This window comes from Streptomyces sp. NBC_01497 (assembly GCF_036250695.1).
In the GTDB taxonomy this organism is placed as follows: Bacteria; Actinomycetota; Actinomycetes; order Streptomycetales; family Streptomycetaceae; genus Streptomyces.
Map to the genome: position 1 here is coordinate 5,881,941 of NZ_CP109427.1, position 11,426 is coordinate 5,893,366.

Genomic DNA, 11,426 nt, shown 5'->3' on the forward strand with positions numbered 1-11,426 from the left:
GGTGCCGGCCCCGCTCCGTTGGGCCGTGCCCGGCCCCGCGTCCTACGCGTCGCCGCCCGCCGCGCCCGGATCGGCCGCCGCCACGTCGAGCAACTGGTAGCGGTCCAGGGCCTGCTTGAGCGCGGACCGGTCGACCTTGCCCTCCTTCGCCAGCTCCGTCAGGACCGCCAGCACGATCGAGTGCGCGTCGATGTGGAAGAAGCGCCGGGCGGCGCCCCGGGTGTCGGCGAAGCCGAAGCCGTCCGCCCCCAGCGACTGGTACGTGCCGGGGACCCACCGCGCGATCTGGTCCGGCACCGCCCGCATCCAGTCCGACACCGCCACGAACGGCCCCCGCGCGTCGGCGAGCTTGCGCGTCACGTACGGCGTGCGCTGCTCCTCCTCCGGGTGCAGCAGGTTGTACTCCTCCGTGGCCACCGCGTCGCGCCGCAACTCGGTCCAGGAGGTCGCGGACCAGACGTCGGCCTGTACGTTCCACTCGTCGCCGAGGATCCGCTGCGCCTCCTCCGCCCACGGCAGCGCCACGCCCGACGCCATGATCTGGGCCGGGATCTCGCCCTTGTCGCCGGCGCGGAAGCGGTGGATGCCCTTGAGGATGCCCTCGACGTCGACATCCTCCGGCTCCGCCGGGTGCTGGACCGGCTCGTTGTAGACCGTGAGGTAGTAGAAGACGTTCGGGTCCTCGCCCGCGGTGGGCTCCCCGTACATCCTGCGCAGGCCGTCCCGCACGATGTGCGCGATCTCGAAGCCGTAACCCGGGTCGTAGGCGACGCAGCCCGGGTTGGTCGACGCCAGCAGGTGCGAGTGGCCGTCCGCGTGCTGGAGCCCCTCACCGGTCAGGGTGGTGCGCCCCGCGGTCGCACCCAGGACGAATCCGCGCGCCATCTGGTCGGCCATCTGCCAGAACTGGTCGCCGGTGCGCTGGAAGCCGAACATCGAGTAGAAGACGTAGACCGGGATCAGCGGCTCGCCGTGCGTCGCGTACGCCGAGCCCGCCGCGATCGCCGACGCCGTGCAGCCCGCCTCCGTGATGCCGTCGTGCAGCAGCTGGCCGGTCTTCGACTCCTTGTAGGACAACAGGAGTTCGCGGTCCACCGACTCGTACTGCTGGCCCTGCGGGTTGTAGATCTTGGCGCTCGGGAAGAACGAGTCCATACCGAACGTGCGGTACTCGTCCGGCGCGATCAGCACGAAGCGCCTGCCGATCTCCTTGTCGCGCATCAGGTCCTTGAGCAGCCGGACGAACGCCATCGTCGTCGCGATCGACTGCTGCCCGGACCCCTTCCTGACCGTCGCGTACGCCGTGTCGCCCGGCAGCGTCAGCGGCTTCGCCCGCACCACCCGCGTCGGCACGTAGCCGCCCAGCGAGCTGCGGCGGTCGTGCATGTACTGGATCTCCTCCGAGTCGCGGCCCGGGTGGTAGTACGGCGGCAGGCCGCTCTCCAGCTCCTTGTCCGCGATGGGCAGGTGCAGCCGGTCCCGGAACCGCTTGAGGTCGTCGACCGTCAGCTTCTTCATCTGGTGCGTGGCGTTGCGGCCCTCGAAGTTCGGGCCGAGCGTCCACCCCTTGACGGTCTGCGCGAGGATCACCGTCGGCTGCCCGCGGTGCGCCTTGGCCGCCGCGTACGCCGCGTACACCTTGCGGTGGTCGTGGCCGCCGCGTCCGAGGTGCAGGATCTGCTCGTCGCTCATGTTCTCGACCATGGCGCGCAGCCGGTGGTCGTCCCCGAAGAAGTGGTCCCTGATGTACGCGCCGGTCTCCGTCGCATACGTCTGGAACTGCCCGTCCGGCGTGGTGTTGAGCCGGTTGACCAGTACACCGTCGCGGTCCTGCGCGAGCAGCGGGTCCCAGGTGCGGTCCCACACCAGCTTGATCACGTTCCAGCCGGCGCCGCGGAACACCGACTCCAGCTCCTGGATGATCTTGCCGTTGCCACGGACCGGGCCGTCGAGCCGCTGGAGGTTGCAGTTGACGACGAACGTCAGGTTGTCCAGGCCCTCGCGGGAGGCGAGTGTCAGCTGCCCGAGGGACTCGACCTCGTCCATCTCACCGTCGCCGAGGTACGCCCACACATGCGATTCCGACGTGTCGGCGATGCCGCGCGCGTGCATGTAGCGGTTCATCCGCGCCTGGTAGATCGCGCCGAGCGGGCCGAGCCCCATCGACACCGTCGGGAACTCCCAGAAGTCCGGCATCAGCCGGGGGTGCGGGTAGCTCGAAAGGCCGTTGGGCGCTTTGGACTTCTCCTGGCGGAAGCCGTCGAGCTGAGCCTCGCTGAGCCGGTCGAGGAGGAAGGCCCGGGCGTAGATGCCGGGCGAGGCGTGGCCCTGGAAGTAGATCTGGTCGCCGCCCCGGTGGTCGTCCTTGCCGCGGAAGAAGTGGTTGAAGCCCACGTCGTACAGGGACGCCGACGAGGCGAAGGTGGCGATGTGGCCGCCCACGCCGATGCCGGGGCGCTGCGCCCGCGAGACCATCACCGCGGCGTTCCAGCGCGTCGCGTTCAGGACCTTGCGCTCGATCTCCTCGTTGCCGGGGAAGAACGGCTCGTCCTTGGTGGCGATGGTGTTGACGTAGTCCGTGCTGCGCATCTCCGGTACGGCGACGCGCTTCTCCCGCGCGCGCTCGATCAGCCGGAGCATCAGATACCGGGCGCGCTCGCGGCCCCGCTCGTCCACGGCGGCGTCGAGCGAGTCGAGCCACTCCTGGGTCTCTTCGGGGTCGAAGTCCGGGACCTGACTGGGAAGGCCGCCAATGATGATCGGGGTGCGATCTGATCCGGAAGCCACGCTTTTCCCTCGCTGTCTGTTCTGTCTGGGGGGTTCATGCGTCGCACCCATCGTGTACCGCGACGCACGCGGACGTCACCTCTACCGAGAGGTAACCGCCGGCGTCGAGCCGCCGTGCCGCGGGGCGCGGCGACGCGTCGCCGGGCCCGTCGCGGACGCCGTGCCGCGACGCGCGCGGTGCGCGAGTACCGTGCCCGTACGGCCCGGGCGGCGTACGCACACCGTCCTCGGGTCGCGCCGGCCCTTGGCCGCCGGTTCGCCGGGCATGGCGCGAGCCACGCCCGGCGGGGACCCCCTCTTACGGCGGTTCCTACCCGAATGGCGTAGCCGCACGGCATACCATGGCAAACATGGAGAAAAGAAGCTCCGGCCGTTACAGAGGGTCGCTGCCCGACCGCCCGGGAACGCGGGGAAGAGGCCCGGAACGTCACCGTTTCGGCGGTCTCGACCGCCGGGTACTTGCGCGATCCGTCGCGTCCGTGTGGACTACGGCCAATGCTTCGCGTGCGCGCGAAGCAGAAGCAGTTACCGAAACATGATCAGGAGGCAATCCGTGAGCGCGACCGCGGACCACGCGGAGGAGCGGACCAACCAGGCGGCTCGTCTGGGGTTCGAGCCCGGACAGGTGGTCCAGGAGATCGGTTACGACGAAGACGTCGAGCCGGAACTCCGTGAGTCCATTGAGGCCGTCACCGGCCAGAACCTCGTCGACGAGGAGTACGACGACGTTGCCGACGCCGTCCTCCTCTGGTTCAGGGACGAGGACGGCGACCTTACGGACGCGCTGGTTGACGCCATCGGTCTGATCGAGGACGGCGGCGTGATCTGGCTGCTGACGCCCAAGACCGGGCGCGACGGCTACGTCGAGCCGAGCGACATCAACGAGGCCGCCCAGACGGCGGGCCTGTCGCAGACCAGGAGTGTCAACGCAGGCAAGGACTGGACCGGCAGCCGGCTCGTGACGCCCAAGACGGCGAAGACCAAGCGCTGAACCCGTGACCCCGGCCCGGCCCCGTGGCGCTCCGTCGAGCGGGGGCCGGGACGGGGGGGACATGTCCCCCCGCCGTCGACGTGTACGGCGGGGGTTCACCCGTCCAGGCGTATGCGCCGATCCGTGCGTAGGCTGGTCGGTGTGCGGGCGGCCGGCGGGCAGAGGCCGCCCTCCGTGAAAGGACACGCCTCATGGCCGTCATGGTCGGCGCCACGGCGCCTGATCTCACCCTCCAGGACCAGAACGGCAGGACCGTTCGGCTCTCGGACTTCCGGGGACCCGACGGGCGCAACGTGGTCCTGGTCTTCTATCCGCATGCCTTCAGCGGTACCTGCACGGGCGAACTCCAGGAGCTCCGCGACCGTGCGGACGCCTTCGCCGAGCGGGGCGCCCAGCTACTCGGCTGCTCCGTCGACTCGGTCTACTCCCAGCGTGCCTTCGCCGACAGCGAGGGCATCGGCTTCCCGCTGCTGGCCGATTTCTGGCCGCACGGCGAGGTGGCCCGCGCGTACGGAGTGCTCGACGAGCAGCGGGGCCGGCCGGTGCGCGGCACGTTCGTGATCGACACGGCGGGCGTCGTGCGCTGGAGCGTCGTCAACCCGGTCCACGAGGCCCGGGACAGCGGTGCGTATCTGAAGGCCCTCGACGAGCTCTGACGAGCCCCTCCCCGTGTGTGTGGGGCATACACGCGTTCCGTGTGCATGGAACGCGTCAGGGCTCGCGCCGTCGGCCGGCGAAATCGCGCGGGTGACGGGAACCGGTCACTAGGATCCAAACGTTGATCCGAATGGCAACGCACCAGGGGGCGCGAGGCCCGCGGCAGCTGCCGCTGACCACGGCCGCCGGCCCCGACAACCAATGGGAGGACTCGTGGGAGTCAGCCTCAGCAAGGGCGGAAACGTCTCGCTGACCAAGGCCGCGCCCAACCTGACCGCGGTGACCGTGGGTCTGGGCTGGGACATCCGTACGACGACAGGGCAGGACTTCGACCTCGACGCCAGCGCGCTGCTGACGAACGCCGAGGGCAAGGTCACCCAGGACGCGAACTTCGTCTTCTTCAACAACCTCAAGAGCCCCGACGGCTCCGTCGAGCACACCGGTGACAACCTCACCGGTGAGGGCGAGGGCGACGACGAGCAGATCAAGGTCAGCCTGACCGCGGTCCCCGCCGACATCGAGAAGATCGTCTTCCCGGTCTCCATCTACGACGCGGAGACCCGCCAGCAGTCGTTCGGCCAGGTGCGCAACGCGTTCATCCGCGTGGTCAACCAGGCGGACAACAACGAACTGGCGCGGTACGACCTGACCGAGGACGCCTCGACGGAGACCGCGATGGTCTTCGGCGAGCTCTACCGCAGCGGCGCGGAGTGGAAGTTCCGCGCCATCGGCCAGGGGTACGCGTCGGGCCTGCGCGGCATCGCGCAGGACTTCGGCGTCAACGTCTGACCGTCGCCGGACCGGCGTCACCCGTTCCACCAGGCACGACAGCTCTCCGTCCGGCGTCGCACCTCATCCGTGCGGCGCCGGACGTGCTCTCGGCGGATACGGCGGAGGCCGCCCGTGCCACGGCCCGGTAACCGATTCGGGTCGAAGTGGCGTGAAGTGCATGAAGGACACCCCGATGGGCAGGACGTCAACGCGTCCTGCCCGCACGGGCGGCGCGCCCGTACCGGCCGTGCCGCCGCGCCACGGCAGCCCCGCACTGCCGTCTCGTACGCACCACCGGCACCACCCGTAGCACCGGCACCACCCGCACCACCCGCACTGCCTGTTTCACCGCATCGCAGCGGATCACTCTCGGGGAGGACAACACCATGGGCGTCACACTCGCCAAGGGAGGCAATGTCTCCCTCTCCAAAGCCGCACCGAACCTCACGCAGGTGCTCGTCGGGCTCGGCTGGGATGCCCGCTCCACCACCGGAGCGGACTTCGACCTCGACGCCAGCGCGCTGATGTGCCGCGAGGGCCGGGTCATGGGGGACGAGTTCTTCATCTTCTACAACAACCTCACAAGCCCCGAAGGTTCGGTCGAGCACACCGGTGACAACCTCACCGGTGAGGGCGAGGGCGACGACGAGACGCTGCTCGTGGACCTGTCCAAGGTGCCCGAGTCCTGCGACAAGATCGTCTTCCCGGTGTCGATCCACGACGCCGATAATCGCCGCCAGACCTTCGGCCAGGTCAGCAACGCGTACATCCGCGTCGCCAATCAGGCGGACGGCCAGGAACTGGCCCGCTACGACCTGAGCGAGGACGCCTCCACGGAGACGGCGATGCTCTTCGGCGAGCTGTACCGGCACGGTGGCGAATGGAAGTTCCGCGCGGTCGGCCAGGGGTACGCGTCGGGCCTTCGGGGCATCGCCCTAGACTTCGGGGTCAACGTTGCGTAAAGCAGTGCTCTGCACGGGGGAAAACCCGTATCACCGGATGGGGTAGCAGTGATCCTGAAAACCTTTCGCTGGCCGATGGTCATCACGGTCCTGGCGCTGGCCGCCACGGCCGTGTTCTGGGGGTGGGAGGCTTTCGGCGTCGTCCTGATCCTGTCGGTCCTGGAGATCTCGCTTTCCTTCGACAACGCGGTCGTCAACGCCGGTGTGCTGAAGAAGCTCAATGCCTTCTGGCAGAAGATCTTCCTCACCATCGGCGTGCTGATCGCCGTGTTCGGTATGCGCCTGGTCTTCCCCGTGCTGATCGTCGCCATCACGGCCAAGGTGAACCCCGTCGAGGCGGTGCGGCTGGCGGTCAACGACCCCAGCCGGTATGAGTCGCTGGTCACGGACGCGCACCCCGCCATCGCCGCGTTCGGCGGCATCTTCCTGCTGATGATCTTCCTGGACTTCATCCTGGAGGACCGCGACATCAAGTGGCTGGCCTGGATCGAGCGGCCTCTCGCCAAGCTCGGCAAGGTCGACATGCTGTCGGTCTGCGTCGCGCTGATCGTCCTTCTCGTCACGTCGCTCACGTTCGCCGTCCACGCGCACACCAGCGCGGGTCATGGCGTGGACAAGTCCTCGACGGTCCTGCTCGCGGGTGTCGCCGGCCTCATCACGTACCTGGTCGTCGGCGGTCTCTCCGGGCACTTCGAGAACAACCTGGAGGAGCAGGAGGAACGCGAGGAGGAGGAGCAGGAGAAGGCGCGCGCGGAGGGCCGCGCGATCTCGGCGGTCGGTATGGCCGGCAAGGCCGCGTTCTTCATGTTCCTCTACCTGGAAGTGCTCGACGCGTCGTTCTCGTTCGACGGCGTCATCGGCGCCTTCGCGATCACCAACCACATCTTCTGGATGGCGGTCGGCCTCGGCATCGGCGCCCTGTACATCCGGTCGCTGACGGTCTACCTCGTACGGCAGGGCACCCTGGACGACTACGTCTACCTGGAGCACGGGGCGCACTACGCGATCGGCGCGCTGGCCGTGATCCTCTTCGTCACCATCCAGCACGAGATCAACGAGGTGGTCACGGGCCTCGTCGGCGTCGTCCTCATCGGGGCCTCGTTCTGGTCGTCCATCCGCAGGAACAAGGCCATCGAGGCCCGCGGCGACGGCGGTGACGGCGGCCCCCAGGGCGGCTCCCAGGAGCGGGCGGGCGCGCAGGTCTGACGCGGGCGCGGTCCCGCGCCCTGCCCGGCGCGCATGTCGCACGGATATGCCCGTGCGCGACACGTGTGCGACTCCGTGCGACCCCGTGTGACCCGCCGGGGGCGGGTCGCGGGGTGTGCGGCGCGGCCGGGTGCGGGAACTCTTCCTTACGGGACGGTCCCGGGCGAAGCCCCGAGGACCGCCCGTGGTCTCAGGCCGGACGCACGAGGGTGGGAGTCAGCATGTCTTTCTGGGACGGTCTGCGGCCAGGGGGAGGGGCGGCGCAGTTCGATTCGGGCAGCGCCGCGAGCAACTCCATCGAACTGACCAAGCGGCATCCGACGGTGTCGCTGTCCAAACAGGACGCGGCGACGGGCAACCTCCGGGTCAACCTGTCCTGGCGGATGCGCACTTCGGACATCGAGGGCCGGTCGAAGCAGAGCGGGCTGCTGCGCCACCCGTTCAAGCTGTTCCAGCCCGAGGTGGTGCAGGCGCACACACAGGGCATGGTCAACGTCGACCTGGACCTCGGCTGCCTCTACGAACTGTCGGACGGCAGCAAGGGGGTCGTCCAGCCGCTGGGCGGCTTCTTCGGGGATCTCAACATCGCCCCGTACATCAAGCTGAGTGGTGACGACAGGTTCGGCGCACCGTCCGGCGAGACGATCTTCGTCAATCTCGACCACCGGGACGAGATCAAGCGCCTGCTGTTCTTCGCCTACATCTACGACCAGACGCCGGCGTTCGACCGTACGCACGCGACGGTGACCCTCTACCCGAGCAACGGCCCGCGCGTCGAGATCGAACTGGACGAGCGCGCGCCGGAAGCCAGGTCCTGCGCGGTGTTCTCGATGGAGAACGTGAAGGGCGACCTGCTCGTACGCCGCGAGGTCAAGTTCGTCTACGGCTTCCAGGCCGAGCTGGACCGGCTGTACGGCTGGGGCCTGCAGTGGGGCCGGGGGTACAAGACGAAGGCCTGAGGCGTCGGACCCGGCGCAGGAGCGCCGCGGCCGACCGGGGGAGGGACTCGGTCGCGCTGGGACCCGGTGCTGGGGGGCGAGATCATGGGGACCGGGGCCCGGAGCGGGGGTGGTTCCGGGGACCGGTCCACCTGAGGGAGAGCGTGGTCACGGAGGGCGGTCGCCTCGCGGCGGAAGGCTCCGTGGGGCTTCAGCCGAACGATCTTCCCCACGGGCGAGGGGTGGAGCCCGGGGACACTGTCCCCTCCGTGGCCACTCTCGCTCCAACACACCTGCCCGTCCCGGTGTTCCCGGGCCCCGCAGCAGCGCCGGACGGCTGCCCCGCACGCCTGCCGTGACACCGGCCCTCCCGACATCGCCGCCGGTCGCCGGGCATGGAAAACGCGCGAGGGGTACCCGGTCGTCATGAGAACCGCCAATCCGGATCCCGATCCGCTCACCACCACCGGGCTCGAACCCGGGGGCGGGGTGCCGCCCGGTGAGACACCTCCCGCGGAGGGCAGCACCTCCGAGGCCGGACCCCGGCAGGAGACGTCCCGGGGGTGGGCCGGGGTGCCCCTGACCCTGATCCTGGTGCTCGCCGGGGTGGTCGCGGCCTTCTTCCTGGCCTACGCCGTGGTCGTGTGAAGAGATCCCACCGCCGGGGCCGTTGACGGGCCGCCGACGGGGTGACGCCTTGGGCGGCCTAGGCGTCGCGCAGGAACTGCGGGCCCATCGGCGGGAGCCGGAAGGCCGGGTCCGGTGCGGGGGCCGCCGCAGCGGCGGGCTGGGGGTAGCCGTAGCCGTAGGGCGGGGGCGAGGCGGGCTGGGGATAACCGTAGGCGGGGTCCCCCGCGGGCACGGGCGGCGCCGCGTGCGGGTATCCGTAGGCCGGTGCGGGCGGCGCGAAGGGACTCGCCGGGCCGGCCGGCGACCCGTCGCCCGACGCGCCGGAGCCGCCGAGGTCGGCTCCGGCCGGACGGGCCGCGGCAGCGTGCGTCGCGTCCTCGTCGACGGCGCCTCCGGTGTCCGTCTCGTCCACGGAGATGCCGAACGCCGTGGCGAGCCCGACCAGGCCGGTCGGGTACCCCTGGCCCACGGCGCGGAACTTCCAGCCGTCGCCCCGCCGGTAGAGCTCGCCGCAGATGATGGCGGTCTCCTCGCCGGTCTCCGGGTGTACGTCGAAGAGCGCGACGGGATCGCCCTCGGGGTCCGCCGTGTCGTACAGCAGGATCCGCAGATCCCCTACGTGGCCGAACGGTTCGCCGTCCGACGATGCGGCGAGTACGACCTGGTCGACCGACGGGTCCAGTGCGGCGAGGTCGGCCTCCACCGCGTCGGTCCAGCCGTCGGACCGCTGCTTCTTCGGCAGCCGCCGCACGACGCCCGAGGGATGGCGCGGCTGGTTGTAGAAGACGAAGTCCTCGTCGGACCGCACGCGTCCGTCATGTCCCAGCAGCAGCGCCGACGCGTCCACGTCGGGGACCCCGGGGCCCGGGGTCCAGCGCAGCACGGCCCGTACGGCGCTCACGTCGAGCGGGACGTTGGAACCCTTCAGCATCGCGTGCGTCATGCGGGCCATCCTGCCTTCCCGGGCCGGAGCGGGACAACGCGGCGTCTGGAGAGCGCGGATCCGCGCGGTCCGCCCACGAGGTGCGCACAGTCCGGCCACGGATCGCGTACGGATCCCCTACGGCCCGCACGCGGGCGGCAGCGGCCGGGGCGGGGCGGCGAGGCGTGACCGGAGCGAGGCGGGGAAGCCGTCGGGGACCGGTGGGGGAGCGGACCTGGTGCGCGCGGGCAACGGCCGGGCGCCGTGAGACGGCAACCAGGATTTCACGAGCGGAGGGAACCGACGACATGGATTCATACGTACTATTACCGGCCATGTGAACGAATGGCGTGATCGGCGCTACAGGTAGTACGGGGGATAACGGATGCGGCATTTCGGGCATATTCCGCCGGAGGACCGGCAGCGGCTGTTCCACCGGCAGCCCGTGGAGTTCACCGGCGACGCGCCCGCCCGGCTGCTCTCGGCGGCCCTGGGCGCCACGCTCTACAGCCCCGCGACCAGGCCGCGCCTCGCGGACGACATCGTCAAGCAGACCGGCCTCGGGGTCCGCTCGATGGTGCTGTGCCTGGAGGACTCGATCGGCGACGGCGAGGTGGCCGTCGGCGAGGCCAACCTCGTGACGCAGCTCGGCGAGCTGGACACGCGGGACGTCGAGACCCCGCTGCTGTTCATCCGCGTCCGGGAGGCCGCGCAGATCACGGATCTCGTGCGCCGGCTCGGTCCCGCCGTGCGGCTGCTGTCCGGGTTCGTGCTGCCGAAGTTCACCTACGAGCGGGGCGAACCGTTCCTGGAGGCGCTGGTCGCCGCCGAGAGCGCGTCCGGACGGCGCCTCTTCGCGATGCCCGTCCTGGAGTCGCCCGAACTGCTGCACCTGGAGACGAGGGCCGGCACGCTCGCCGACATCGCGGCCGTCGTCGACAAGTACCGCTCCCGCGTGCTGGCGCTGCGACTGGGCGTGACGGACTTCTGCTCGGCGTACGGGCTGCGGCGCGCCGCCGACACGACGGCGTACGACGTGCAGGTCATCGCCCATGTCATCGCCGACGTCGTGAACGTGCTGGGCCGGGCGGACCGCAGCGGCTTCACCATCACCGGGCCGGTCTGGGAGTACTTCCGGCTGCAGGAGCGCATGTTCAAGCCACAGCTGCGCAGCAGCCCCTTCCTGGAGGGGCGCGCGGAGTCGCTTCGTACGACACTGATCGAGCACGACCTCGACGGGCTGCTGCGGGAGATCGAACTGGACCGGGCCAACGGGCTGCTCGGCAAGACGTGTATCCATCCGTCGCACGTGATCCCGGTGCACGCGCTGTCGGTGGTCAGTCACGAGGAGTACATGGACGCGCGGGACATCCTGCGGCCGGAGCGCGGTGACGGCGGAGTGCTGCGTTCCGCCTACACGAACAAGATGAACGAGGTGAAGCCGCACCGGGCGTGGGCCGAGCGGACGCTGCTGCGGGCCGAGGCCTTCGGCGTGGCCCGCGAGGACATCGGTTTCGTCGAACTGCTCGCGGCGGGGCTCGGCCGGTGACGGCGGTACAGGA

The 11,426-nt window shown here is 70.0% G+C and carries 10 protein-coding genes; 8 read left to right on the forward strand and 2 right to left on the reverse strand.

Going from position 1 to position 11,426, the window contains the following annotated elements; genetic code table 11:
- Positions 1-42 precede the first annotated feature (42 nt).
- Positions 43-2,787, reverse strand: coding sequence for a pyruvate dehydrogenase (acetyl-transferring), homodimeric type (gene aceE, locus OG310_RS24780; protein WP_329458065.1), 2,745 nt, complete (start codon positions 2,785-2,787; stop codon positions 43-45).
- A gap of 553 nt (positions 2,788-3,340) precedes the next feature.
- Between aceE and OG310_RS24785 the strand changes: the two genes are divergently transcribed.
- The 7 genes from OG310_RS24785 to OG310_RS24815 all read left to right on the forward strand — a co-directional run bounded on the left by OG310_RS24785 (position 3,341) and on the right by OG310_RS24815 (position 8,960).
- Complete coding sequence (locus tag OG310_RS24785; RefSeq protein WP_329458066.1) at positions 3,341-3,778, forward strand: DUF3052 domain-containing protein; 438 nt, start codon at positions 3,341-3,343, stop codon at positions 3,776-3,778.
- Positions 3,779-3,969: 191 nt separating this feature from the next.
- A complete protein-coding gene (locus tag OG310_RS24790) occupies positions 3,970-4,434 on the forward strand; it encodes a peroxiredoxin (RefSeq protein ID WP_329458067.1) in 465 nt (154 codons plus the stop codon).
- 214 nt (positions 4,435-4,648) lie between these two features.
- Positions 4,649-5,224 carry a TerD family protein gene (locus OG310_RS24795; protein ID WP_329458068.1) on the forward strand — a complete coding sequence of 192 codons (576 nt, stop codon included), beginning with the start codon at positions 4,649-4,651 and terminating at the stop codon, positions 5,222-5,224.
- A 368-nt stretch (positions 5,225-5,592) separates the two neighbouring features.
- Positions 5,593-6,168 (forward strand): TerD family protein, encoded by a 576-nt coding sequence (locus tag OG310_RS24800; RefSeq protein ID WP_329458069.1) that lies wholly within the window; start codon positions 5,593-5,595, stop codon positions 6,166-6,168.
- 48 nt (positions 6,169-6,216) lie between these two features.
- The gene (locus tag OG310_RS24805) at positions 6,217-7,374 is read left to right on the forward strand and encodes a DUF475 domain-containing protein (RefSeq protein ID WP_329458070.1); all 1,158 of its coding nucleotides are present in this window, start codon (positions 6,217-6,219) and stop codon (positions 7,372-7,374) included.
- 221 nt (positions 7,375-7,595) lie between these two features.
- On the forward strand, positions 7,596-8,333 hold the full coding sequence (locus OG310_RS24810; RefSeq protein ID WP_329458071.1) for a TerD family protein: 738 nt from the start codon (positions 7,596-7,598) through the stop codon (positions 8,331-8,333).
- 405 nt (positions 8,334-8,738) lie between these two features.
- The gene (locus tag OG310_RS24815) at positions 8,739-8,960 is read left to right on the forward strand and encodes a DUF6480 family protein (RefSeq protein WP_329458072.1); all 222 of its coding nucleotides are present in this window, start codon (positions 8,739-8,741) and stop codon (positions 8,958-8,960) included.
- Between the two features lie 58 nt (positions 8,961-9,018).
- Here OG310_RS24815 and OG310_RS24820 read toward each other — a convergent pair whose 3' ends face one another.
- Entirely contained in the window at positions 9,019-9,894 is an 876-nt protein-coding gene (locus tag OG310_RS24820; RefSeq protein WP_329458073.1) for a TerD family protein, read from the reverse strand.
- Between the two features lie 355 nt (positions 9,895-10,249).
- Between OG310_RS24820 and OG310_RS24825 the strand changes: the two genes are divergently transcribed.
- Positions 10,250-11,413, forward strand: coding sequence for an HpcH/HpaI aldolase/citrate lyase family protein (locus OG310_RS24825; protein ID WP_329458074.1), 1,164 nt, complete (start codon positions 10,250-10,252; stop codon positions 11,411-11,413).
- The last annotated feature ends 13 nt before the right edge of the window (positions 11,414-11,426 follow it).

What these genes read in the sequence shown, in the direction of transcription:
- OG310_RS24790 (WP_329458067.1), top strand. Translation starts at nt 3,970, where the DNA reads ATGGCCGTCATGGTCGGCGCCACGGCGCCTGATCTCACCCTCCAGGAC.
- OG310_RS24800 (WP_329458069.1), top strand. Translation starts at nt 5,593, where the DNA reads ATGGGCGTCACACTCGCCAAGGGAGGCAATGTCTCCCTCTCCAAAGCC.
- OG310_RS24810 (WP_329458071.1), top strand. Translation starts at nt 7,596, where the DNA reads ATGTCTTTCTGGGACGGTCTGCGGCCAGGGGGAGGGGCGGCGCAGTTC.
- OG310_RS24815 (WP_329458072.1), top strand. Translation starts at nt 8,739, where the DNA reads ATGAGAACCGCCAATCCGGATCCCGATCCGCTCACCACCACCGGGCTC.
- OG310_RS24820 (WP_329458073.1), bottom strand. Translation starts at nt 9,894, where the DNA reads ATGGCCCGCATGACGCACGCGATGCTGAAGGGTTCCAACGTCCCGCTC.
- OG310_RS24825 (WP_329458074.1), top strand. Translation starts at nt 10,250, where the DNA reads ATGCGGCATTTCGGGCATATTCCGCCGGAGGACCGGCAGCGGCTGTTC.